Here is a 22,547-nt window from a genome sequence, read left to right as displayed (position 1 = left end):
ATTTCAATGGTACAGATTAACAGGCTGGTTAAGTTGTCTGAGCAGAGCGGATATACTCAGAACTTCACTCCTAATAAAGTGCAAGAAGGAGATTTTTCTCTAAACGTTAAGGTCAACAAAGTGAATAACCAAGACTGGCCTCTTTCTCTCGAGATTAGTCTTTCACTAAATACTCCTAGCGAAAATAACAAGGAAGTTCCAATATTTATCTGTAAAATTTCATATGCTGTGTGGCTGGATGAAAAAGTTGATACGACTTCTTCGAATTTTAAAGAAGTATTGGGAACGGTACAGATTCTATCTTGGCCGTATAGCAGAATGACGATCCTTAACACACTTCAGTCTTATGGTTTACCCAAACTTACGCTCCCATTGGGAGTTAGGGAACCACCACAGGAGCCACAGCAGCCTCATACAAATTAAGAGACGCCTATTCGCACTCTAAAATGAAATTAATATTTTCCCCTATTCAATGTCAAGCGTCGTATTGAAGACATATCAGTGAGTTTACGCTCTGAAACGCAAAAAGCCCCGCCCTCGGCATGATGCCGTGAGCGGGGCTGAGTGTAAACATGTACGAATTCGTACAGATTAAATGTTGACCAACAGGTCTCTACTCAGGCTGTGGTGCTCGCCTGGGTAGCGTCCAATGCCTTCTCGGCAACGGTTACATGCGCGATGCCTTCTTCCACTATTGCCGGTTGCGGAGCGGCAGTGACGCTGACTGGTGTGGTGTCGAGATCAACGTAAGCTTTGGCGATGATCGCATACACGGTCTGTGCCACGCCCATGATGGCTGCGATGATGACTGCCGCACTGGTTGGGCTGGTGAATCCTCCGGTCAGCCAGATGGCGGCCACGGAGACCACCGCGCTCAGAGCGAGGGAGAACGGCAGTCTCCATTCCGAGGTGATGTATCGCTTGACGAGCTGGACGATGACGCTGGAGGTCACACCTCCGGCGATGATGGTGGCGAGTTGAATCGCTGATGCTGTATCCATGAAGATGCTCCTTAGAATTTGCCTGTGTTGAGTCTGGTTTGCAATGTTTTGACGGTCGCGTGTCCGAAATGGCCGTCAGCGGTCACACCGATATGACGTTGGATAGCTTTGATAGTGGTAGGTCCGAGTAGCCCATCCTGTTTCAAGCCCAATTTTTTCTGGACGGCTTTAATGAGCTGGCTGCCAGTACCACCGTAGGTAACAGATTCCAACCCAACTCGGGTATAGCCTCGCGGTACGTATTGGCCGGAAACTACACCGTCAGTGGTGGTGCCCATGATCTTCTGCCAGAGTCCGATAGTACCTGAACCTGCTGCACCGTCAACTGCAATCCGTGATGTGGAATGGGTGCCTGTTAAAGATGCTTGAGTAGCTGGGCCAGCATAACCGTCTACCTGCAGTCCGTGTTTCGACTGGTAGTCACGCACTGCTGCTTTGGTACCTGGCCCGTAATAGTCATCTACAGCGAGTGTGTATCCCTTGGCGTTAAGGAGTCGTTGTGTTTGAGCGACTGAATATCCTAGGTATGTGCCGTGTGGAACTGTGCTCACGGTCGTAACAGTGACCGGCACAGTGGTTGTTGTGGTGCCGTTGCCGAATGCTCCTGAACGGGCGAGATTCGTGTCTAGGGAACCGTTATAGCCGGATACCCGTCCGACCGAGGTGTACTGGTGAATCAACCATTTATCCCAGTACGCCACAGAAGGTGAACCATGATAGGCACCATTATTTGAACCGTAGTTCGCTACCCACAGTTTCACGCCTGACGCGGCTACACTGGACCAGTTGTAGGCTCTAGTCACTGAGGAGCTCATATACACGTACACATTCGCAGTAGCACCAAGACGTGCGCGTACTTGTTGTACCCATGCCATGACCTTGGCTGGGCTCACGAATCGGGATTCCTCAGCGTCATACACCAGCGGATCACCGGCCTGGTAACCCACCAGACTGTTGACGAAACTATTCGCTGCAGCAGTCGGATTCGCATACCCGTTGTAGTAATAATGACCGAGCTGTTTACCTGCTGCTCGTACGGCTTGAGCATTACGTGCGTACATGGGGTCGGTGTAGTAGTAGCCAATATCCGAGCCGCCCGCTTTGACGATGACGAATGAGCCGAGCGCACTAATATTGATGGACCCTTGCCAGCGACTAATATCATGGCCCACTGTGTCTGCTGATGCTAACGGGGTTAACCCCATGCACAGGATTGCTGACACGAAACCCGCAGTAAGCAGTCGTTTCATGTTCCTTGGTTCAGGTTTACGTTCATGAGGGCTGCGATGTTTCCGGCTCATTTGGCCTCCTTACTAGTAGCAGCAACGGCAGTGTTTGCTCCGCTCCCGCTCTGTATAGTGGTTTCCCCATCCAGGGTGATAGTCACGGTGATAGTAGAATCGGCAGTACCGTTCTGGGCCGCCACCGTGAGCTTCTGGCCAGTAATCAACTCGTAGGATTCCGTGAACGGGAGAACAACATTCGGGTTACTGTCCGTTTGCGCTGTGCTATCTCCTACGGTTTGATCACCATCGCTCGGAGTCGCAGAAGCCCCTTCCAACCCTTCAGATCCTTGAGTGGGATGTAATCCTGTATCAGGATCGATAATGCTGACCGTCACATCAGTAGCCGTCCCAGTACCCTCAACCCTGACCGTCGCCGTATGCGTCTTGACTTTTTGACTAGACGACGGTAATGGCTTCGTAGTATCCGGTACGGGCGTGCTGGTGCCGCACGCGGCAAACGAGCCGAGCATGACCAGCACGGCCAACACTCCCAGTAATCGTTTATACATAGTTATCTCCTTAAATTGGGCATAAAAAAACCTCCGAATATTCGGAGGTTTGAATAATTGAGTATGAGGTTATGGGCGGTTATGGGTGTAATCCCAGTCGTCAGCGGCGACGCGTTGCGCGTAGTTGTCCTCGAGCTGGCTCAGGCGTTTATGCCCGACACCATTCCCGCCGAGGCGAATGTATTCCTCGCCGCTCTCGATCGCCGACTGGTGACTGTTCTGGTCATACGGGTGAGCGAACAGGCATTGCCGCAACTGCGTCAATCTGAACTCACGGAGCTCACGGTCAATATGCTCCATATGCGCAAAATCACGGTTGAGCTTCTCCCCCATACCAGTGATGGTCGGTGAGGCAGAGAGAGCCGACTCCAACTCCGAGGCGAGATCGCCCCTACGAACCACTGCATGATCACGCGCCAGCCACCGGTCGGCCAACCTGCCCGCGAACGCCATAAAACCGCTACTACTCAAAGCCGTCACCAATATCCACGCCCAGACAGGCATCGAATCAGGCATCACGCCTCCTAATATGTATAAACTGTGAGAGTAAGCTGAACGACATGAGAGAGCAAGGTCAGGCAAAACCACGAAACAGCAGCATCGAACTATTGCGTATACTGGCCATGTTCGGCATAGTCTTCCATCATTTCGTTTGGTTCAACGCGTTGGATATCGATAGTCGGCCTTGGTCGTTCAACCGTGTCCTTCTGGAGTTCGTAGCTAATCCCATGGGGAAAGTAGGCGCCGCACTGTTTTTTCTGATAAGCGCCTGGTTCCTGTGCGAGGCCGGTCTGGGTGTCCGCGATTGCCTTAAGCGCATATGGTTGATGGAGCGGGAGGTGCTGTTCTGGTCGTTTACGCTTGTCATCCTCTCAGTGCTGTTCCGCTTACCGGGTTCTTCGATGAAACTGGTCCTCAAATCGATGCTGCCGACGCTGACGGGTGCATGGTGGTATGTGACGGCCTATGCCATGTTCCTCGTGCTGGCGCCGTTCCTGCTCGTCGGGCTCAAAGCGCTCGGGCAGCGTCAGCACCAGATGCTGTGCATCATGACGATCGTATTGTGGGCCGTCTTGGCCGGGGTGGTCCCGTCGATCAGCCTCGGCATGAGCCTCAACTTCGTTCCGTTCTGCTTCATATTTGTCCTGGTCTCCTATTGGCGTTGGCATGGACGTCCGGCGAGCCGTCGGGAAGGTCTCATCGCTTTCCTCACCGGTTTCCTGCTGACCGTCGCCATGGGTCTCGGAGCCTCGTTGCTGCAAACGACCACAGGCCTTGGGCCCGCAATAGTCGCGGTCACCAAGGGGGAAATGTGGTATCTTCGTGACCTCCTCATGGCGTTCGGTCTGTTCATTTGGTTTGAACGGTCGCACTTCTCCAATCGGGCGATCGATTTTCTCGCCCGTTCGGCGTTCGCCATATACCTGATCACCGAATTCCCGACCATCCGCACGCTCTTGTGGACCAAGCTGTTTGATATGACCCCGTACTGGACTTCTCCATGGCTGTTCATATCCGCGGCGGCCGGGATTGCGCTCTTATCCGGCGCATGCGTATTGGCCGACCTCGCCCGGCGTGGATTGTTCGCTCTGACCGTGGACCGTCATCGCGGTGCGTGGTTCGATCGGATTTGGGACTCTGCCGTCACTTTGTGGGTATCGCATGAATCATCAATCACTAGCGTTCATTAGTAACGAAATTTTAAAATTTACTACTTCTATGAAATACAGAACGCCTCTACTCGTCAGCAGAAGAGACGTTTTTACAGACTGATCTCGATCTTCTACACCTGAGATCAAAGCACAGAAAATGCGGGTAAAATTATCGGCTGAACCTCCAATGTGATGGAATCTCCCTTTCTGAGGGAATAACTTTGTCGCACGGTGGTACCGTCAGTAATGCACGCAAAAGTCATATCAAGCCGGTAGAACAGGTCGATTGTATTATCAGCGTTATTGACTGCATACAATGCGGCACATCCTACATACTGTTGGTTGACCATCGGAGTGACTGGGTAGTGAGAAACGATATCAATTAACAATCTATAGTATGTGGCAGGGATTGTGCACAGCTTCACTTCAATTTTTTTGCTCCCAATCCAATCTGATTCGTCTGCAACATTAATTGTTTGCGTACCGGTAAACATAAGTAGATTCTCGCCGATCCGATTTAGAGAATAGTATCGTGTGGGAGTATTCACAACGTACTTCGGATCGTCAGCAAGCTGAAACTTCAAAGGTAATGATATGTTCGAACCAGCTGCAGATGCAGTGCCACCGTTATAAAGCGATTCGATATTCGAAGCAATGAATCTGTGTCCCATCTCATTCGGATGCAGATTATCTTGCTGCGCCATACTGTCAGTACCTACCAACCAAGTCATTGCGCCCTTCGCTACAAAATCAGCACCATTCTGTGCTGCAGCACGGCAAATCATCTCGTTAACACCAGTCTTCTGTATGACCGTCTGGTCATTATACTTATTACAAACAAGACACGGCACGACCATAAGTTTTGCCACTGGAAACTCCATACGGATCACTCCGAAATCCTTGGAAGCTTCTAAAGTGATGTCATTTGTGCTCACATCGTTGATACCGCCACTTACTATCACTAGTCCAACCCGATCATTATCGAACGAAGTATCATCTATTGCCTGATCGATCTGATTGGCGAATGGTATTTTATTTAAATATCCAGTGCCTGACACCGCATAATTTTTTTCAGTCAGCCCCATTTCCGAACAGAATAGACTTGTCCATCGTTTCGTTGGCTCGACATTTAATCCGACTGCAATAGAGTCACCAATTACCACGCAAACATCATTTGTAACAAAATCTACTGCATCCACGCGTTCCCGCAGGTTCTTGATCGCTGTTAAATCCGACGCTGTCGCATTTAGCGCAGATCTTGTTTTCGCATCGACATCGGTAATATATTCAGCAACTGCTTCGTCAGTAGGCAAAGCGTTCACACCTGGCAAGCCTTGCCTTCCATGATTGCCTATCAGCCCCGCGTTTACGCAATCGATGATCTGATCCACCATAATTGTCTCCTAAAAATCGTTTTGTTAGTCTGTCAGATACCAATAGCCCCATGCGAGCGTGCTAACCACATTCGCAGGACTCGTTACCACGCATTTCCACTGGCCGGTACTTCGACCATGCCACACGGCGGCAGTAAGCGTGTCAGAAGACATGTCAGTCACTGCATACCCGTCGTTCGTCATGTCGCATTGACCGCTCCACCACAGCACGCCAGACATCGAGCGCAGTTCAACAAAGCCCGACCATCCGGTTAGATTCACTGGTATCAGTTTGCCCGCAGCATCATACGTTTGGCAGATAGCTCCCAGCCGATGTGAGTCGCCGCGGATTAGTCTTATGTCCTGGCGTGCAACTTTGTAGCCATTAACGTTCATTTAATGGCCTCCATTTTTATTAACACTAACGAGTCCTTGTTGTATTGTGTGATCGTCGTCGTAAACACCTGACATGTTGGGTGCCTTTCTATGCGATACTCATGATGGACAAGCTCATTGAGACTCCACTTACTGGGCTCGCATCAGCAGTTGTTGATTTACCACGTAGCACCACTGGCTGATCTGTAGTGATGGTCGCGCCGGCAGTGCCGCCGAAACTGTCACCATTAGCGGTAACGCCAGGAAAACTGGCTACCCTGGTACCGCCCACCAAGCATTCCAATAATGGCAATCCATCTCCTGGTTTCACGGCTGTAACTGTGATGGTCACTTGTGCTCGTGTTTTCCCGTTCGACGTGTCACGTTTAGCAGTCAACGAGATCAGATTCGTCCAACCAGAACCGAGCGAGCCTCCTGCTGAAGTTCCTGGCACAGTACTAATAGTGGGAGTAACTCGTTTAATCTCATCTTGTGCATCCTCGAGTTTCTTCTGCTGCGACTGTAATTCTTGTTGCGCGACCTGTAACTGTTGCTGATTTTGTGACAGTTGAGCAGTCAAACTCGTAGTTAACCGTTGTTGAGTGGCTAACTCTTTGGTTAACGCATCCAATTTGATAGTGGTCTGAGGGATTTCTGAACCAGATGCACTATTCGCCTGATTCTTCTCCTGATTACGCACTCGTTCGGCTCGTAATGAATCTTTCGTCCAATCCGCACGCCCAGGAGCATATTTACGTACCCCTAATGGTTCAACAGGATTCAGGTCAGGAGGATCAGGAACATTAATATCAGGGATCAACGGTTGCATTTGCGTGGCTATCAGCGTATGACCCGCCTCGTTAGGATGCACGCCGTCTGACTGCACATCATCCACATGGTTAAACAGCCAATCCCACATGTCCACAACACTGTCCGCACTCACCGTTCGAGCAGCAGCAGACAAGCCTAAATAAAACGGCTCAAATGTAGTATTGAAATCATCCTGTTTAACACCTTGCGGACCAATCATGACCACGATTTTCGCATTCGTGTACCGTTTACGTAGCGTCGTGGTAATCGTAAACAATTGACTAGCTGTATCACCAACATCACCACCGAGTATGGCATCGTTATACCCTGCAGCGATACACACTAACCCCACGGCATCCGACATCACGCTAGTATCTGCAGCAGCAACCGTCAGCTGCGAGAGCACACTCCCACCCCCAACGGTGTATCCTGCTCCCTCCACCGCATACACATGTGGAGTCAACGAGAGCGCAGCAGCCAACAATTGCGGCCACCGATTCGATTCAACAGCCACACCAGTACCAGCCGGACTACCATCACCAAACATCAACATATGCGTATCTGTCATCAGCCACGCTCCCTCGCCTGAACAGTCAACCAATCCGAATCCGAAGACCCATCAACATCAGTGATTTTGAGCTGTAACATCATGTCACCCAGGAAATCGTCCTCAACCCACACATCCGCATAATCACCAGGACGAACAGGAAACTCTTCACCAACCTCAAGCGAAAACGTTTCATCCGGATACGCACCATACGCAACACCAGCCTGCGCATAAGCTCTCAACGTTGCTAACTCTGTCGCCGTGGTATGCGTCGTATCAGCCGACTGAATCAACAGGGGAAGCACACTCGAATTATCAGTGACACGAGCCATGACGGTCTTATCACCATGCTTGCCACCAATCACATACACCTGGTTCGTCATACCCGAACCACTACCAACAACAGTTTTTAACTTCACCCGCTGTCCAGGAACATCCGCATGCCAAGCGCCAAAATCAGTATCTTCCAACCACGAGTGGTCAATAATCTCAGCTTCATGACCAACAATGTTTGAACCACTACGCAAATCAAACGTGAGCGTACCATCAGATTTCAGCCTAGGATCGAAACGTATCTCGTTACCATCAGCCAACTTCGCTAACTCATCCAAACGGTCAGACACTTTCGCCACGTCATAACCGTTATACGTACGTGTACGCGAACCACCCTGAACACTAGGCAGCGTAATCGGCAGCGCTCCCCATTTCATCGCCTCCGCGACCAAACCACGAGCAATATCGGAATAACTCCCAGTCAACGTCAACACCCACGCGCCAGCAGGATGCTCCTCATCCACCAGCACATCACCATCAACCCAACCCGACTCCAACGTGTGATTCAACACCAAACGAGTAGACGTTAAACTCCAACCACCACCACACGTTAACTGCAATTTGCGCGACTGATGATCCCACGTGTAATCCGTCAATGGGCCAGCATGCTTCACCACATCAACCCCAGACACCAGGTCAAACCGGTGCGCAGCAATAATCACACCCCACAATTTCAACAACTCACGCAAACCCCGTGGAATACGCAACACCTCACGCGAATAATCCACATCCAGTTGCAAACTCCCAGTCTCAGAAATCGAATCCGACCAAGAAGCCTTCGAATACGGCAAACGAAACATCGGATCACCCAACGGGCCAAACACATCAACAACCAACGGTTCCAACATGACTACCTCCAAGCGGATGGAATAAACAAAGGATTATGATTTTCATATGAAAGCTTCAGAACTGCTGCAACGAATCAACGGATGTGACGTCAAAGGCTGCCAGGAAAAGGCACGCCGCGTATTCAGACCTGCAGGGAAACAACCGTTCCAGGTTTGCGAATTCCACTATCTCGAACTGAAAACAGAGAACGCGTTCATGACCGATAATCAAGGCCGGATCGTCGTCGGAGACGAAGTACCGCCACTGCTCAAAGCAATGAGCATCAAGATCAGCTCCGCAGCGCCGATAGTCAACATGACCCTCACGAAACCGGACGGCAAGGAACAGACCGTACAATTTCGCGTTCCAGCGGAAGACGAGGACAAGTGGCTACGCTTCCTCGATTTCCCCTTCGCAGATGAAGAGCCTGCCGTCGGTTGACAATCCAACCCCGATGCCGTCGTCACTGGCTGGAATCCTGCAGAACGCCCGCGTATAAGGGCAGTTCATAATGTCTTCGCAGCTCTCGTCATGCTTCAGAAACAGTCCGGCTTTCGTCATTTCAATCATGTGAGCCATGAGTCACCTCCACGCAGGGCTAACAGTCAATATCAACGAACCATTACCAGACCAAGAAACAGGAACTGCACTCACACCAGGAGGAATCTTGAACGCCTGACCAGAAACCACACCAGAACTGGGAATCATGTCGCGTAAATCAAGATCAAGCCCATTAGCATTGCCTGTCCACTGAACAGTTCGAGAACCCAACATCAACAACATTGCAGACACCGAACCATTCACACGAACACTCGGATACACAGCAACCCTGCCCGCATTCTCAACACGCACCACCGAACCCGACGACACAAACGACACCGCAGGCCCATACTTCAACGGATCAGGACAATAGAAAATGATGGTGAAATACACTCGGTCACGACTCCACCAAATGGACGGTTCGAAATCATCAGCGATAAAACCGGAGAGTGTTTTCACTCCGCTCTCATCCTCTACACGCAACCTGAGGGTTTTGGTCATTAACGCGCTCAACCGTTCCAGCACGTTCGCTGTTTCAACACTCGTTCGACATAGCGCGCCGCATTTCAGGGTTATGGTGCGCCCCCCCTGCGTGAGTCGTGACGGCCAGTACTGTCCGTCCATTTGGGGAATGTCAACAGGAGTTTCCCGGATCCCCGGAGAACCATACAATCCGTCAATCCCGCCCGCCACAATCCAAAACCCGGTGTAATCCGGGTACATGCCGTTAGCGAACGGGATGACATCATCGTCGGAAACAATACTGATTCTCATCACATGCCTCCCGTAGATACCAGAGCATCTCTCATTGCCTGATCCGTTTTGACCTTGACTTTCGCCGCCAACACATCAAGGCTCTGGGGGAACGGGCTGCTAATGGTCTGGTGGAGTTCCACACGCACTGGCCTCTGGGACTTCCCCACCGGTACGCTCTCCGGCAACGGTGTCGCCTGATACTGCTGCACCAGCCCGCCGGTTGCATAGCGTTGGTAATTCAACTGGTCGAACAATCCCACGCCATAATGATCGACCGCGGATGCTCGAATGACATACTCTCCATTGGATAAGCGTGCGGGTATCGAATCTGATGTGGCAGTACCCGGGCCGGAAATATAACCACCGGAAGCTTTGACCAGGGTTCCACCATTGCCACCAACTGCTACATGCAAGCCTTGGGTATTCCCAGTTGTGACATAGTTCATGGTTACCCGTACTGTTTTGTCATTGATTTGCAGCAAATCGTTCTTGATAACCCCGATTTTTGCCTGGGCATCGCTGATGTCACCATTGATTTTTACTATCTTCAACGCCGGCACATTGTTGACGGACTGGGTGAGTCGGTTCACGGCATCCTTGGTGAGACCGGACTGGTCAGCCAGTGCGTTTGCCTCGGTTGTGCCCATGCCCATTCTCACGGCGAAATCAACGAATCGGTTCCTGGCATTATCAATGGTCGGCAGGATCTGGTCTACACTCTGTCCGTTACGGGCCTGCGCCTCAGCCGCATCCAACGCTGATTTAGCCACGTCGTTCAACGCTGACTGATTCGCACGGCCCTTCTCCGTGTTGAGATCCAAGGTTTTACCGTTATCGCTTATTGCCTTATCAGCATTATCGAAGGAATCATGCAATGCAATAGTGGCATCTGAAGCATCGAGTGAGAAACCGTAGTAGGTTTTCAGTGCATCCAACGCCTCTCCCAAGGCTGATGCCTGATCGTCAATGCCCTTGCTGGAGGCCCCGAAGGATTCCGCGAGGATATCGTTCGCATCGGCTGCTTCTGATGTAGCATCCGTGTTGGTGGCGGTCGCATCGGTGAGCCCAGCCGTCGCCAAGGTGTTGTTCACCTTTTCGGCAGTGGCTTGCTTGTCTGCCTCGGCTTGCTCCTTCATGGCCTCCTTGGAACCGGAAACAGCTTTGGTCTGCTGCTCCAAATGCGCACGCAACTCATCCGTTACGGTTCCGGCACCGCCATGTTTGTTGATGTAATCATCCAACTCTTGGTTGAACGAGGCTATTGCGGTTTTATCACCCATCGCCGCGTCAACGAAGGTCTTCTGACTGACACCAGCCTTATCCAGCGCCTGGGCGAGGCTATCGGCTCCCGTGCGTGTCTTCTGGAACCAACCCCAATCAGTGTCGTTCCCACTCTGCAGATTCTGTGTGAGTTTCTGAACCGCGGTCTGACCAGATTTGAGCGCACTGGTCATATTGTCCGTGCGCGTTTTCGCATCAGCAGTCTTCTGCGACCAGATGGCAAGAGCTGCTCCAGCGGCAGCGAACGCTACCCCCCAAGGCCCGCCCATCATGGACATGAGTCCGGAACCGACGCTTTTGAAACCATTGGAAATAGCCTTCCCACGGCTCATGGTCGTGCCGAACAATTCCATTTGCCTAGTCGGGCTTTGAAATGCCGTGGCCATAGTTTGCGCCCCGGTACTCAACCCACTCCACAACCCCTGCAACCGTTGCATGGGGTCAAGCGCGAGTCCCATACTCCGCCCAAACCCACTGGAAGAAGTGGAAAGATTTCCGAACATCTTATGAAGTCCAGCGGTTGCACCAGCCGCAACACCCAGCAGAACTACGGTCTGCTGGATATGCGGGTCTAACGTACTGAAAGCAGTAACAAGATCGGTCGCACCATGCACCATCGTACGTAACGGGCCGTTCGCGCCACCGCCAATCTTGATGAGCATTGTTTCAATGGAGCCGGTGAACTGTTCGATGTCACCCTTGAGGTTGTTGGTACGTGCGGCAGCCTGCTCGGAAGCATAACCAGAGTCCGAAACAGTTTTTGTCCACTTATCAATCCCACTAGCACCCTCTTTGTAAAGGACGCCAGCAGACCGCACCGCGTCAGTGCCGAAAATGGTAGCCATCGCTTGCTGACGTTGCTGATCAGTCAGCCCCGCCATCTTAGTCTGCAACTGTCCTGCAAGGCCGGAGAGACCAATGAAATTACCCTGCGAGTCCCAAGCGCTGATTCCTAGATCGTCAAGTGCCTGTTGAGCTTTCTTGCTCGGATTAGCAAGGGCAATCAGCATGGATTTAAGCGAGGTACCGGCATCGGAGCCGATCATGCCCGCGTTCGCGAACGCGGCGAGCGTGCCCGTGGTCTCCTGCATGCTCACATCATACTGATTCGCCACCAAGCCAGCTTGCGAAAGAGCATTGCCTAAATCACTGGCTGAGCCTTGAGCATTTCCTGCACCTGCTGCGAGCGCGTCCGCTACCTTTGTGGCGTCCGTGCCTTTGAGGTTGAATTGTGCGAGTGTGGATGCCATGAGTTCAGCGGCGTCACTGACAGCCATGCCGTCCGATGCCGCGAGATCGAGTGCTCCGTTGAGCCCGCCGTTGAGAATGTTGGCGGTGCTCATACCTGCTTTGGCTAGCTCGTTAATTGCGTCAGCGGATTCTGTAGCGCTGTATATTGTGCGTTGCCCCGCGTCTAGTGCGGCGTCACGCAGCTTGCTCATTTCGCTAGCGCTGGCTTTGGTGTTTGCCTGTACGGTGCTCATGGATGCGTCGAAGTCCATGAAGCTCTTCACTGCTGCCACGCCCACAGCTGCGGAGAGCGCTCCTACCGCGATGCCTGCGGTCATGAAACCGCTTTTGAGCTTGTCCGAGGTGCTGCGCGGTTTCTCCATCGATGTTGCGAGTTTTTCGGATTGCGCGCCCGCCGCCTGCATCTTGGTCGTGTAGTTCGACGTATCCGCCATGAGGCGGATGATGATGTTCTCATTAAGCGCCAAGACGCACCTCTATTCGGTTGTTGTGACGAGTTTCGTGGTCTGGGAGTTTGGAGCGATCACGTCGCCCGACTCGGCGAACGCGCGCATGCTTTTCTCACGCATCTCACCGACGAAACATGTGGTGACATCGCTGCGTTTGAAAACGCTTCGCACCTGGTGTTCGTCATGGCAGAAATCGATGTCCATGCCGCATACTGGGCAGACGTGCGCGTTCTCGTAGGTTTGCAGGGCTAGCATCCACTCGCGTTCTGTGGAGTCCCATTCCACCGAATCGTCAGGTGTCGGCTCCCATCCGAGAAACCGCTTGTAGCTCACGCCGAGGCTCTTCGCGCATCTGAGCTCCGAGAGGATTTGCGGGTTATCTGCCAGCAGGTCAGCTAGAGACGGTCCCGCAATTCTTTTGGGACCGAGGCCACAGGAGTGTTCAACGTCTGAATTTGCACCATCAGCTCCTGCGCCTGCGAGTCTGTCAACGATTCGAGCAGTTCATGCAACTCATCGTTCGTCAAAGCCACGTCCTGCACGCCGTCATGCGGGAGCTTCCAGCGCACCCCGTCCAGCATGCCGGGGATCGCATCCATAATCAGAGCGGGCCAATCCTTGACGACCACATTGCCCTTAGCGGATGAGTGTTTTACGACCAAGAGGTTCCATGCACTGGAATTCAACCCGTGCAAAACGAAGATCAGCGTGGATTCATCCACCTGTTTCATGATTTTACGGGTCTTGGTTTTCTGCGCCTGCACGGTCTTGGCGGGCTTGTTCGCCTCTTGCAGCTGGTTGAGAACGTTGAACGCTTCGATCAAGTCCCTCAGCACATTCACATCGGTGATGACCTCCACCTTCGCGGTGGGTTTGGTAATGGTGATAGTCAATTTGTCGCTCCTAAAGATATGCGGCCGCTACCAGAGGAAGAAGTAAAAAGCTTGCCTGAATGCGGGAGCGACCCAGCGCACACAGGCAAGGGAATCAAAGGTCAGGCTCCGGCAGAAACCGTGGCGGTCTCATCCTGCGAGCTGGGGTCCGCCGAATAGCTGATGGTGCTCATCTGACGTGCGTTCGCAGCATGGGCTACAGGGGTCTTGATGCCGATGGTGACCGCGTACACGGATACGATGTCGCCAGCGGCGAAGGGTTCCTTGTTGTCCCTGCCGCGACGGCGCACGATATATCCCTTCATCCCCTTGGTGAGTTTCTCGACCGCCACATTCTCCTCATCTGAGATGTTGGTGTTGTCGATCACCTGCAGGGAGCCGTCCGTGTATTTCTCCTGGCCTGGAATCTGGCCGACAGCAGGTGATGCCTCGCGGTCATCATCGGCGAAATCCTGCGAGTGGGTGATTTTGAAACCGTCGGCTACCAGGTAATCCGACAACGCCACCAGTGGGGTTGTGAGTTCGGCCACGGTGGGTGTGGTGATGTCGGCGATAGTCGGCACGAACACGGTGAGGAACTTGCCATCTTCGAGGGATGCCTTGGGCAATGCCATGTGTTACTCCTTAATTTGGGTATGAAAAAAGCCCTGGCGTGATACCAAGGCTTGAAATTGTTGATTGTGTTGTGTCAGGCGGGCCATCCGGTGCGCCAGGTGAGCACGCGCATCAGGAACGGTACGGAGGTGTCCGGGTCGATGAGTTCGGACGCATACACCCCTGAGTCGATGTCAGGGACCAGAGACCCCACACCGCCGCCGGGCGAGGCCCCATCCAGCGCTGAGGTCAGCTTGTCGCAGATGACGCCGATGCTGGTCTCCGACGTACTCACCACGCGCACGTCCAGCGTGGCGAGATGATTCGTGGTCGCCAGCCCCTCGGTATGCTCACGCCCGTTCTCCGAGAGGCTGACCACAATCCATGGGGGTTTCTTCCCCGTGGCTATGCCATCCATATACACGGTCCATCCTGTGAGCGCGGGGATAAGCGAGATAATTGCGGCACGGGCTTGGGAGTACGAGGTCATAGGCCTTCAGCCGCCTTGCGCACGTAATCGGCGGCTGTCGGAAGCTCGTCCTCACCATGCCCGTAGAACTTGTGCGTGCCACCGCCGCGTTCGGTGCCGAAGAAGGCGATGTTGGCGAGATTGCCGGCACCTTCCTTGCGGGGTCCGATGTCAGCCTCGATGCGCGTGCTCTCGGCTTTCATCTCATAGGCGATGGGAATGCGGCGGATGGCCTTGTTGGATGACCCCTGCACATCCTCTTGGATCGCTTCCTTGATGTTCTGCGCGCCCTTCTTCACCGCCGCCGCGACCAAAGCCTGCTTCTTCAACGGGGCCGCCGCGAGCTTTTGAGCGAGCGCGTTCACTTGGGATACGTCAATCATGGCCATGTCAATCTCCTTCCGGCATCTCCTGGACGTTCCACCGTCTGGCAGTGGCATGCGATTTCTCAGATTGCAGATTTACTAGCCGAAATTTCCTGCCTATCAGGTCGGGATCGTCCGAGGCGGTGCATACCGCCACGTCCTTCTCCTTGAGTCCGGTGAGAGATGCGGGGAAATGCAGGTACAGGCTCCATACGGGCACGTTGCCGCCCACGTTGCTGCTGTCACCGGACGCGGTGACCACCTGGGAGGCGATGCCCCCCGAGGTCTGCACCTTGCCGATGGTCTCGGCCACCGGCAGCACTTCCGGCGTATCCACCCCCGTATCAGGGTCGGTGACCGTTTTGCCGGTGTATCTCTGGATGCTGAAGCGATCGGTCATGAGCCGATCAGCCTGTTCACGAAGTCGCGGCAACGCAGTCTGCACCATGCTCAGCACATCCATGATGACCTCCTAATAGCCGTAGGGGTATGAGGGCAAGGGGAAGGCGTCCGGTTGAGCCTGCGCGATGACACTGAACGCCGTGGTGGAAGCGCTTTTCAACAGTATGGACCACTCGGAGTCGAGTATGACGATCTCACCAGTAGATCGTGAGTTATCCACGGTTTGCTGGAAGTTGCCGTCATCGATCTGTGTCATCATGGATCGCATACCATCGGGGTTCCGCGCTTTACGTTCCACTGCCGAAACTTCCACGTCGTTCACAGACGCCTTGTAATCAGCATCGGCAGCAGCCCAATTATCCAATTCGGTCACTCGGGCACGGATATTGCGCTCAGCCCTGTTGAGCCACCGTTGAATCTGTTTCCCCCGTGCGCTTTCTTCGACGATATCTTCGCCTAATTCATCGGCAACATCGGAGATCGTCGCGTATTTGGCCACCTGTGAATCGTCAGGCATGGCTACCTCACTTTTTCGCTGTGGCTGTTGACTTTGGCTTTGCTGGCTTGTCTTCCGTAATCTCGTATCCATGACGTTGGAAGTACGAGATGTCGGAATCGCAGGTGCCGATACCGTTGTGGAAATCAACACCTGCGACGTCACCGGTGAAGCCCTTGACCGGGGTCTTCACTGTCCAGCTCATTGCACCTTCACCCCGCGAAGGACGGCTGCTGCCTTGGTGGCCTTCAGCGCGACGGCGATGGGGCCAAGTTCGACCTCGCCCTTCTTCACCGCATCGGCGGTGGTGAAGTCCGGGAGCCATGTCTGTACAAGCTGACCGCCAGAAACGGAGACGCCATGGAAGCCGTCAAGTCCGACACGGTATGCGTACACGTCCGACGTACCGGTAGTGGAGTCCACTGGAATGATCGGATCGTTGGTGCCTGCCTTAGCACCTGCATCCACGAGCAGAATGTTGCCGTAGGTCTCACGGGTGATAGGGCGGCCGTTCGCGCCGAGGAGATCCTCGATGGGATCCTTCACATACTGGCTGGTGCGACGTGCTGCCGCACGAATCTTCGCCAACGCCTTCGCATTGCCAACGAGAACTGTTGGGTCACCGTCGAGCAGACTCAAGAACGAATCAAGTGAATCAAGGATCTTGAACCCATTGTCGGAAACGTCTGTCCAGTCAGGCATGGAAGTTGCATCCTCGGTGCTTGAACCGGTCAGCGCCTTGTCCAGACCATCGAACGCGTTCGCATCAGTGGCGGTGTCACCGTTGATGATAGTGTCCTGGAACAAGGTGGTTGCAGCCTTGACCTTCTGGGTGATGTTCAAGGCGATGGAGCCGGAAGCCTCCGGTCCAAGGTTTGCGAGCACGCGGTCAACTTCGAAGCTGCCACCGAGAACCGCCAGATCGACGGAAAACTTCTGCGTGGTGACTTCCTGCGGGGTGTACTCGCTGTTGATCGCACGGAAAGCGGCGGTCGGCTGGGTTGCGAGACGGCGGTATGAGTAGGTGAGCGTCGCACCGCCGCCAGCGGGATTCACCACATCGTCGAAGATGAGGGAGTCGAGGATTTCCGAGTTCTTGCGGAACTCGTCGATGACCATCGGGTCATAGTCTTCCAACGCATTGTTTTTGGCTTCCGCCAGTGTTACTGCCATGTTTACCCTCCTTAAGGGTTATTTCAGATGTCCAGCAATCGCCGCAGACAGTGACGCAGGCTTTGGCTTGCCGCCTCTGCCCTGGCTCTTGTCGGGCTTGGGAATGTTCGGCTTGGTTTGCTGAATCAACGGGAGAAGTTCATCTGCATCAGCGAGCATGGCATCCTTGTCCGCACCATGAAGTCGTGCGGCGAGCTTCAAGGGGATACCTTTCTCCGCCGCAACCTCATATTGCAAGGCCTTTCGAGCGTTCTCGGAATTGGATTTCTCCAATGCCTGCAACCGTTCGGCTTCCTTCTCGGATTCGGTCTTGTCTTTGTCCTTGAACGCTTGGATCTGAGCCTCGTATTCGGCAAGCTTGGCTTTCGCGGCCTTGTTCGCCTCACGTTCGGCCTTCAAAGCCCTAAGACCGTTCTCGCCAAGTTTCTCGGACTCGACGCCCTGCTGTTCTGCGTGGTTTTCATCCGGCTTTGGTTCAGGATCGCCCTGACCGCTGTCTGTTCCGCTGCCTTCGCCGCCATCAGCGACGATCATGCGAACATGCCGAAGAAAGTTCCAACGTGTATGCATAGTTTCTCCTTGTTGATTGCGCCACATCGCATGGCAAAAGCCACTCGCATCGCACGAGCGGTAAAAATTAGATAAGAGAGGCTGTTTACAGCCACCCGTAATTGTCGAGCAGTCTCATCGCTTTGGCATGGTCACTGCCTGCGATCTGGTAGATGCTTTCAGGCATCAATCTGGGCCGGTCCGCTCGCCAGTATTTCGACCCGTATTTCACATGCCCTTTGACATATCCGGCCTGTTTCATACGGGAATACGCCCAGCCTCGCTTCGTGGTTCCATCAGACGTGTATTTGATGGTTCTGCCGTACAACTGCGCGGGCCGCACACTGCCGCTCCTGCGGTAAGCGTTCACCAGTTGGTTGAGGTCCGCTCCGTCTTTCCACGCTTGGGCGTTGGCTTGAGACCCCAGGGTCTTTGCCAGGTCTTGCGAACTCAGCGAGTTCAGATAGTCCGTGGCATTCGCATAATGCTTGGCCAGAGAACGTTCATCAGTGCTCCACGCCGCCACGCAATCGCAATGCGGATGCCGTTCGAACGCTTTCCTGCCTGAGGGCATCCCCGCGAGAATCGCACAACGTCCGCAGGACGGGGGTGTCAGCATGCGCACATAATGTGCGGCGAAACTGTGAGACTTCGCAGACAGCAGCGAAGATGCCCGCGCCGTATCCGCGAGGATCGTGCGAGATCGGAGCGCCAGACTGTTCTCTATTATGGTGAGCGCCATGTTCGTCGATACGCCGTCTGCTATCGACTGTTTGCCGAGCAGAACACTGCTCCACAGGTTATCGAAAGTGTTCTGCCCGTTACCGGCCCACCCGACCAGCTGAGTGGTGTTGACGGTGAATTCCGGGGAGTCAAGGTTGCGGCTTCCCAGGCTTCGCATCACGTCGGGCGTGGTTTCCGCCATGTAGTCGGCCACGTCCCGTTGCGCTGAATCCAGTGCGGATAGCATGGGCGCATAGGCATCCGCGTAAGCCTGGTCGAAGTCATCGGACCGGTTTTGCCGCCAGGCTTGTATGACTTGCATCACTGCCCTGTTGCTGACCGTCCGCAGGTGTTTGCCCTGTATTACCGCCAGCTTGGGCATTTCCTGTCCCGCCATCGTCTGCATTCGTGGCCTCCGGTTTCAACAGGCTTTCCCATTGAGCTGCATCGGTTTCATCGAATCGCTGCCGTTCCAGATCTTTGCGGGCCTGAGACCAGCCCATCTCGTCCCAAGCACCCTCACGGCTGAGAATCCCTGATGCTACGAGTTTCTGTATGGCATCAGCCTTCTGCGAGAACGTGGGGGTGTTCGGATCGTCCCAATCGGTGCGGATACGATTGCCATCAAGCCACTCGCCTTTGCCGAACCGGTATGCCAGTGCCATCACGTCTGCCCAACAGTCTCCATCGGTCATGTTCTTCAACTCGACGTTCTTCACCAACCGCACCTCATCGGCACGAATCGCACCCTCGGCTGCCGGGTTGGCTGTATTCTGCCCGAAATATCGCATAGGCAGACCGGTCACGGAGCTCACCTGCTCAGCAAGCATGTCAATCACCGTCTTGAAGTTCGTAAGCTCAGAAGCCTGGAACTGACCGAATTTTGCAGTTTGACTCTGTGTCACGGTCATCGCCGTGTAATACGCCTGCCATGAAGCCGCCATCTTGCCGGTCTCTGCATCGATGAAGTCATCCTTGTTCACGCCTGTGGCCCACTTACCGGGCACTGCGTGGGTTTCCATCGCAACCTGCAAATCCATGAGCGCTCGAGCAGCCATGTCCGTGGGCTTGAGCACATCCTTCATCTCCGATTCGCCCACAAAGTTGCCAACCCGAGGCCGATTCAGGAACTGCACGACCGGGACACGATGCAAACCGTGATCATCGCGATCACTGATTGCCCATTGCCATCCCTTGACACGCTCCAGGTAAATAGTCGAATCAGGTAGGTACAGCGTCGCTTCGGTGGGTGCGGCACGTTGCAGCGGATCATAGTAGATTCTGAGCGCAGCAGTGATCCTGCGTGTGCGAGGGTCGATTTCTGCAATCATGGACCGCGACGATTCAACCGTGATTAGAGGGTGCTCTTTATCGTCCTCATTGGTTCCCACAGAAACGAAGCCATGCCCTTGCACGCGCGTTTCGAGGTGGTTCAGCACACTCTGGGAATCCATGTTGTTCGATTCCCACACCTCGGAAAGGTAATTATTGGAATCGGGATCATCAGGAAGGCTGAAAGAGCGTACACGCTGGCGTTGCACTACGGTATCCACCGTCACCCGAGGCCAATTCAATGGGAATTCGAACACGCGAAGCTCGGGAGGAACGGCGAGCCCTATCGTCTGGATACGCTGCTCGCCGCGATAGTAGTGATCGAGATCCTCGTGGATCTTACGTAAACGCTGCAAGCGAGTGTACAGGTGACGCACCATTGCGGATTCATCCGAAGACAACTCCATTACTGCCGCCATAGGATCCTCCTAACGTATTCGTTTGTCCGAGTAAGAAAACTTTGCTGCTATTCATTCCCCAACCAAGTGCGCGCATGTCACATGCGGCCTCGTGGGCAAGAATGTCAGCCATAGAAATATCAATCTTCTGATTCTCAGAAGGTTTACCAAGCACAAACCGGTCACCGGGTTTAGCCACCATTCGAGCCGCCATCATGTGTAGTTTGGCGGTCAAATCTGGACTATGGGATGTGGTCTTATCTGCTGTATCCTCACGGAAACGGACGAGAGCGTTATACATGCGACCAGGCTGGTTGGTAGGCCATTGCACGACCACATCCTCCCCATAACGTTCGCTCCATGCGTCCACCTGCGTCTCCCAAGGGTGCGGATCGCAGTAGAATCTCTGCACTTTGTAGTGGTCGAACAGCTCGGAAACGCAAGCATCCACCTCGCTGCGAGGAATACGGCCTTCCCACTCCTTCGGATTCCAGAACGCGGGCCGTTTCGCAGGCCCATACGTCGGCGTCCACCGGTAGCCATCCACGCTCTCCGCGCGAAGCGCCGTCCAATCACCGGACTGCGAGCCATCGAAGCCCAGACAAATCTCAACGCCGGACGACGGCGGCACGCGGTCGCTCGCGGTCGCGTCATACAACGCCTCGGGCATGTAGGAGCCGAGGCCCTGCACCAGCTCGCAGCCGAAAAACCTTCGCGCCTGCGCCGGATCGCGCTGAAGCAGCTCCGAACAGGTCTTCTCGATCTGATCGATATTCACCCACGGGCTGCCGTCGTACACGAATTCGAGAATCTTGCGCCGGTCGGCGTCATCCATGAAATCCAGTTCCGGATCATGCCTAGGGAAGTACTTCATGATGTCGTCCGAGCGCGACTCGTAGGTGGCCTGCCCGAACGTGGCGTCCATGGGGTCCCACGGGTTCGTCAGCTCGAGCATCCGCCCGTCCATGCCGGAGACGCCGCGAAGCACCGTGTCGGCGACCTCGAACATTCCCGAACGCTTCGTGTACACGCCCGACTCGTCCAGCAATGCGAAGTTCACCGGGTTGCCCAGCTTCGACTTCGCCGAAGACGTCACCGGGTCGATGCGCCCCCCGTTCGGCAGCCGGATGAACCCCTCGCGCACCGCCATCAGGTCATCCAGATTCCCGTTGCGTATCATCGTCTGCAACGGCCTGTACACGTTCGCCGTCTGCTCCTCAGAATTCGCGAACAATTGGACGAGCGCGGTGCGCCTCGGCATGCCCATCGGCTCGCCCGCGCGATACTCGTACTCGAAGCCGCACGAGCAGCCCCAATCCTCGCACCGGAACGTCTCACCGCCCTTCGCATACCCGGCGAACACGCACGGGCCAACCGCCTCGAAACACACCACGGCAGCGCCGAACGGCGACTTGCCGAGCTTCTGCCCGCCCACGATCTGCCCGCGCCGCCATTTGAAAGCCGCCGCCTGCGCCGGACGCGACGCATTGAACGCCACATCCGGCTTCACGCGGTAGAAGTCAATCGCATTCCTCGCCTGCCATCCCGTCATGACGAACGGCGCATTGAGATCGAAGCCAGCAGGCACCACGCAGTGCGCGGCAACCCAGTCGATCAGCAGGAAGCCCAGCGAGGAAATCATCACAGCTCCAAATCAGCATACCGGTCGCGCGACGACGGAAACGCCACGATCTTCGAATCAGCCTTGCGCCCCTTCGGACGCTTCGGCTTCGCCGCATCGTCCAGAATTGTCCAGCCATTGATACGCAGCCCTTGAGGGGTAAGGCCCACAGTATCCGCGAATCGACACAACGCCGTCCGGTCAGCGGCCTTAGCCTCGCCGGACTCGCAAAGCACATACTGCCGCACATACTGCGCCAACGTCACCTGCAAGTACGCATATTTAGGACGCGACCACGCGAAGCCTTGAGGAAGACGCCACAACGTGTCCCATACCTGCTTCTCGCGGTCATTCCACGCATCGCTGCCGGAGTCGTCATGCTCCTTGTGCGTTCCCTCTTCATCCTTCCAGACGTCCCAAACCACGTATTTCGGCAAGGGGAACTTCGGATGATTCCGCTTATATCCGCTCGCAGGCAAGGCGAACAAGCCCTGCGCCCTCGACTGAAAACGCTCCGACGAAGGGTCAGGCATGCGACCGC

The 22,547-nt window shown here is 54.4% G+C and carries 27 protein-coding genes; 3 read left to right on the top strand and 24 right to left on the bottom strand.

Going from position 1 to position 22,547, the window contains the following annotated elements:
* Nucleotides 1-6 precede the first annotated feature (6 nt).
* Entirely contained in the window at nt 7-423 is a 417-nt protein-coding gene (locus LKI20_RS03305) for a protein-export chaperone SecB (protein ID WP_291769857.1), read from the top strand.
* Between the two features lie 194 nt (nt 424-617).
* Here the strand turns inward: LKI20_RS03305 and LKI20_RS03300 are convergent, their stop codons facing one another.
* The 4 genes from LKI20_RS03300 to LKI20_RS03285 all read right to left on the bottom strand — a co-directional run bounded on the left by LKI20_RS03300 (nt 618) and on the right by LKI20_RS03285 (nt 3,312).
* Nucleotides 618-1,001, bottom strand: coding sequence for a hypothetical protein (locus LKI20_RS03300; protein WP_291769854.1), 384 nt, complete (start codon nt 999-1,001; stop codon nt 618-620).
* A gap of 11 nt (nt 1,002-1,012) precedes the next feature.
* Nucleotides 1,013-2,302 carry a peptidoglycan-binding protein gene (locus LKI20_RS03295; protein ID WP_291769850.1) on the bottom strand — a complete coding sequence of 430 codons (1,290 nt, stop codon included), beginning with the start codon at nt 2,300-2,302 and terminating at the stop codon, nt 1,013-1,015.
* On the bottom strand, nt 2,299-2,796 hold the full coding sequence (locus LKI20_RS03290) for a hypothetical protein (protein WP_291769847.1): 498 nt from the start codon (nt 2,794-2,796) through the stop codon (nt 2,299-2,301). The genes LKI20_RS03295 and LKI20_RS03290 overlap by 4 nt, the downstream gene beginning before the upstream one ends.
* Before the next feature lie 69 nt (nt 2,797-2,865).
* Nucleotides 2,866-3,312 (bottom strand): hypothetical protein, encoded by a 447-nt coding sequence (locus LKI20_RS03285; RefSeq protein WP_291769843.1) that lies wholly within the window; start codon nt 3,310-3,312, stop codon nt 2,866-2,868.
* A gap of 44 nt (nt 3,313-3,356) precedes the next feature.
* On the opposite strand from LKI20_RS03285, the gene LKI20_RS03280 reads away from it, so the two are divergent.
* Nucleotides 3,357-4,487: an acyltransferase family protein gene (locus tag LKI20_RS03280; RefSeq protein ID WP_291769840.1), complete on the top strand. Its 1,131-nt coding sequence runs from the start codon at nt 3,357-3,359 to the stop codon at nt 4,485-4,487.
* Between the two features lie 104 nt (nt 4,488-4,591).
* Here the strand turns inward: LKI20_RS03280 and LKI20_RS03275 are convergent, their stop codons facing one another.
* From LKI20_RS03275 to LKI20_RS03260, 4 genes are all read right to left on the bottom strand, one after another.
* The gene (locus tag LKI20_RS03275) at nt 4,592-5,842 is read right to left on the bottom strand and encodes an SGNH/GDSL hydrolase family protein (protein ID WP_291769837.1); all 1,251 of its coding nucleotides are present in this window, start codon (nt 5,840-5,842) and stop codon (nt 4,592-4,594) included.
* A 24-nt stretch (nt 5,843-5,866) separates the two neighbouring features.
* Nucleotides 5,867-6,217 (bottom strand): hypothetical protein, encoded by a 351-nt coding sequence (locus tag LKI20_RS03270; RefSeq protein ID WP_291769834.1) that lies wholly within the window; start codon nt 6,215-6,217, stop codon nt 5,867-5,869.
* An 88-nt stretch (nt 6,218-6,305) separates the two neighbouring features.
* Complete coding sequence (locus LKI20_RS03265) at nt 6,306-7,574, bottom strand: SGNH/GDSL hydrolase family protein (protein ID WP_291769832.1); 1,269 nt, start codon at nt 7,572-7,574, stop codon at nt 6,306-6,308.
* Nucleotides 7,574-8,734, bottom strand: a complete 1,161-nt coding sequence (locus tag LKI20_RS03260; RefSeq protein WP_291769829.1) for a hypothetical protein — start codon at nt 8,732-8,734, stop codon at nt 7,574-7,576. Before LKI20_RS03260 ends, LKI20_RS03265 begins: the two co-directional genes overlap by 1 nt.
* 46 nt (nt 8,735-8,780) lie before the next feature.
* Here LKI20_RS03260 and LKI20_RS03255 point away from each other — a divergent pair, with 46 nt between their 5' ends.
* Complete coding sequence (locus LKI20_RS03255) at nt 8,781-9,155, top strand: hypothetical protein (RefSeq protein ID WP_291769826.1); 375 nt, start codon at nt 8,781-8,783, stop codon at nt 9,153-9,155.
* Between the two features lie 141 nt (nt 9,156-9,296).
* Here the strand turns inward: LKI20_RS03255 and LKI20_RS03250 are convergent, their stop codons facing one another.
* From LKI20_RS03250 to LKI20_RS03175, 16 genes are all read right to left on the bottom strand, one after another.
* Complete coding sequence (locus tag LKI20_RS03250; RefSeq protein WP_291769823.1) at nt 9,297-10,028, bottom strand: hypothetical protein; 732 nt, start codon at nt 10,026-10,028, stop codon at nt 9,297-9,299.
* Complete coding sequence (locus LKI20_RS03245) at nt 10,028-13,009, bottom strand: phage tail tape measure protein (RefSeq protein WP_291769820.1); 2,982 nt, start codon at nt 13,007-13,009, stop codon at nt 10,028-10,030. The genes LKI20_RS03250 and LKI20_RS03245 overlap by 1 nt, the downstream gene beginning before the upstream one ends.
* 9 nt (nt 13,010-13,018) lie before the next feature.
* Complete coding sequence (locus tag LKI20_RS03240; RefSeq protein WP_291769817.1) at nt 13,019-13,324, bottom strand: hypothetical protein; 306 nt, start codon at nt 13,322-13,324, stop codon at nt 13,019-13,021.
* Between the two features lie 62 nt (nt 13,325-13,386).
* Nucleotides 13,387-13,884: a hypothetical protein gene (locus tag LKI20_RS03235; protein ID WP_291769814.1), complete on the bottom strand. Its 498-nt coding sequence runs from the start codon at nt 13,882-13,884 to the stop codon at nt 13,387-13,389.
* Between the two features lie 101 nt (nt 13,885-13,985).
* The gene (locus LKI20_RS03230; RefSeq protein WP_291769811.1) at nt 13,986-14,498 is read right to left on the bottom strand and encodes a hypothetical protein; all 513 of its coding nucleotides are present in this window, start codon (nt 14,496-14,498) and stop codon (nt 13,986-13,988) included.
* 74 nt (nt 14,499-14,572) lie between these two features.
* Nucleotides 14,573-14,896, bottom strand: coding sequence for a hypothetical protein (locus LKI20_RS03225; protein ID WP_291769808.1), 324 nt, complete (start codon nt 14,894-14,896; stop codon nt 14,573-14,575).
* Between the two features lie 68 nt (nt 14,897-14,964).
* A complete protein-coding gene (locus LKI20_RS03220) occupies nt 14,965-15,336 on the bottom strand; it encodes a hypothetical protein (RefSeq protein WP_291769805.1) in 372 nt (123 codons plus the stop codon).
* Between the two features lies 1 nt (nt 15,337).
* Entirely contained in the window at nt 15,338-15,775 is a 438-nt protein-coding gene (locus LKI20_RS03215) for a DUF6093 family protein (RefSeq protein ID WP_291769802.1), read from the bottom strand.
* A 9-nt stretch (nt 15,776-15,784) separates the two neighbouring features.
* Complete coding sequence (locus LKI20_RS03210) at nt 15,785-16,231, bottom strand: Gp19/Gp15/Gp42 family protein (protein WP_291769799.1); 447 nt, start codon at nt 16,229-16,231, stop codon at nt 15,785-15,787.
* A 7-nt stretch (nt 16,232-16,238) separates the two neighbouring features.
* Nucleotides 16,239-16,415, bottom strand: coding sequence for a hypothetical protein (locus LKI20_RS03205; RefSeq protein ID WP_291769796.1), 177 nt, complete (start codon nt 16,413-16,415; stop codon nt 16,239-16,241).
* Complete coding sequence (locus tag LKI20_RS03200) at nt 16,412-17,383, bottom strand: major capsid protein (protein WP_291769793.1); 972 nt, start codon at nt 17,381-17,383, stop codon at nt 16,412-16,414. Before LKI20_RS03200 ends, LKI20_RS03205 begins: the two co-directional genes overlap by 4 nt.
* Nucleotides 17,384-17,401: 18 nt before the next feature.
* On the bottom strand, nt 17,402-17,953 hold the full coding sequence (locus tag LKI20_RS03195; protein ID WP_291769790.1) for a hypothetical protein: 552 nt from the start codon (nt 17,951-17,953) through the stop codon (nt 17,402-17,404).
* Nucleotides 17,954-18,038: 85 nt separating this feature from the next.
* A complete protein-coding gene (locus tag LKI20_RS03190; RefSeq protein ID WP_291769787.1) occupies nt 18,039-18,977 on the bottom strand; it encodes a hypothetical protein in 939 nt (312 codons plus the stop codon).
* On the bottom strand, nt 18,937-20,406 hold the full coding sequence (locus LKI20_RS03185) for a phage portal protein (protein WP_291769784.1): 1,470 nt from the start codon (nt 20,404-20,406) through the stop codon (nt 18,937-18,939). Before LKI20_RS03185 ends, LKI20_RS03190 begins: the two co-directional genes overlap by 41 nt.
* The gene (locus tag LKI20_RS03180; protein ID WP_291769781.1) at nt 20,375-22,027 is read right to left on the bottom strand and encodes a hypothetical protein; all 1,653 of its coding nucleotides are present in this window, start codon (nt 22,025-22,027) and stop codon (nt 20,375-20,377) included. The genes LKI20_RS03185 and LKI20_RS03180 overlap by 32 nt, the downstream gene beginning before the upstream one ends.
* Nucleotides 22,027-22,539: a hypothetical protein gene (locus LKI20_RS03175; protein WP_291769778.1), complete on the bottom strand. Its 513-nt coding sequence runs from the start codon at nt 22,537-22,539 to the stop codon at nt 22,027-22,029. The genes LKI20_RS03180 and LKI20_RS03175 overlap by 1 nt, the downstream gene beginning before the upstream one ends.
* Between the last annotated feature and the right edge of the window lie 8 nt (nt 22,540-22,547).

It is taken from the genome of Bifidobacterium sp. (assembly GCF_022647885.1).
In the GTDB taxonomy this organism is placed as follows: Bacteria; Actinomycetota; Actinomycetes; order Actinomycetales; family Bifidobacteriaceae; genus Bombiscardovia.
The sequence above is the reverse complement of the archived record's forward strand: the minus strand, read 5'-3'. Positions and strand labels throughout refer to the sequence as shown.

Coding starts and splice junctions, on each gene's coding strand:
- LKI20_RS03260 (WP_291769829.1), bottom strand. CDS start 8,734: ATGTTGGAACCGTTGGTTGTTGATGTGTTTGGCCCGTTGGGTGATCCG.
- LKI20_RS03270 (WP_291769834.1), bottom strand. CDS start 6,217: ATGAACGTTAATGGCTACAAAGTTGCACGCCAGGACATAAGACTAATC.
- LKI20_RS03225 (WP_291769808.1), bottom strand. CDS start 14,896: ATGGATGGCATAGCCACGGGGAAGAAACCCCCATGGATTGTGGTCAGC.
- LKI20_RS03180 (WP_291769781.1), bottom strand. CDS start 22,027: ATGATTTCCTCGCTGGGCTTCCTGCTGATCGACTGGGTTGCCGCGCAC.
- LKI20_RS03215 (WP_291769802.1), bottom strand. CDS start 15,775: ATGGATGTGCTGAGCATGGTGCAGACTGCGTTGCCGCGACTTCGTGAA.
- LKI20_RS03205 (WP_291769796.1), bottom strand. CDS start 16,415: ATGAGCTGGACAGTGAAGACCCCGGTCAAGGGCTTCACCGGTGACGTC.
- LKI20_RS03275 (WP_291769837.1), bottom strand. CDS start 5,842: ATGGTGGATCAGATCATCGATTGCGTAAACGCGGGGCTGATAGGCAAT.
- LKI20_RS03185 (WP_291769784.1), bottom strand. CDS start 20,406: ATGGCGGCAGTAATGGAGTTGTCTTCGGATGAATCCGCAATGGTGCGT.
- LKI20_RS03295 (WP_291769850.1), bottom strand. CDS start 2,302: ATGAGCCGGAAACATCGCAGCCCTCATGAACGTAAACCTGAACCAAGG.
- LKI20_RS03255 (WP_291769826.1), top strand. CDS start 8,781: ATGAAAGCTTCAGAACTGCTGCAACGAATCAACGGATGTGACGTCAAA.
- LKI20_RS03290 (WP_291769847.1), bottom strand. CDS start 2,796: ATGTATAAACGATTACTGGGAGTGTTGGCCGTGCTGGTCATGCTCGGC.
- LKI20_RS03200 (WP_291769793.1), bottom strand. CDS start 17,383: ATGGCAGTAACACTGGCGGAAGCCAAAAACAATGCGTTGGAAGACTAT.
- LKI20_RS03300 (WP_291769854.1), bottom strand. CDS start 1,001: ATGGATACAGCATCAGCGATTCAACTCGCCACCATCATCGCCGGAGGT.
- LKI20_RS03195 (WP_291769790.1), bottom strand. CDS start 17,953: ATGCATACACGTTGGAACTTTCTTCGGCATGTTCGCATGATCGTCGCT.
- LKI20_RS03305 (WP_291769857.1), top strand. CDS start 7: ATGGTACAGATTAACAGGCTGGTTAAGTTGTCTGAGCAGAGCGGATAT.
- LKI20_RS03210 (WP_291769799.1), bottom strand. CDS start 16,231: ATGCCTGACGATTCACAGGTGGCCAAATACGCGACGATCTCCGATGTT.
- LKI20_RS03250 (WP_291769823.1), bottom strand. CDS start 10,028: ATGAGAATCAGTATTGTTTCCGACGATGATGTCATCCCGTTCGCTAAC.
- LKI20_RS03265 (WP_291769832.1), bottom strand. CDS start 7,574: ATGACAGATACGCATATGTTGATGTTTGGTGATGGTAGTCCGGCTGGT.
- LKI20_RS03220 (WP_291769805.1), bottom strand. CDS start 15,336: ATGGCCATGATTGACGTATCCCAAGTGAACGCGCTCGCTCAAAAGCTC.
- LKI20_RS03230 (WP_291769811.1), bottom strand. CDS start 14,498: ATGGCATTGCCCAAGGCATCCCTCGAAGATGGCAAGTTCCTCACCGTG.
- LKI20_RS03175 (WP_291769778.1), bottom strand. CDS start 22,539: ATGCCTGACCCTTCGTCGGAGCGTTTTCAGTCGAGGGCGCAGGGCTTG.
- LKI20_RS03190 (WP_291769787.1), bottom strand. CDS start 18,977: ATGCAAGTCATACAAGCCTGGCGGCAAAACCGGTCCGATGACTTCGAC.
- LKI20_RS03280 (WP_291769840.1), top strand. CDS start 3,357: ATGAGAGAGCAAGGTCAGGCAAAACCACGAAACAGCAGCATCGAACTA.
- LKI20_RS03285 (WP_291769843.1), bottom strand. CDS start 3,312: ATGCCTGATTCGATGCCTGTCTGGGCGTGGATATTGGTGACGGCTTTG.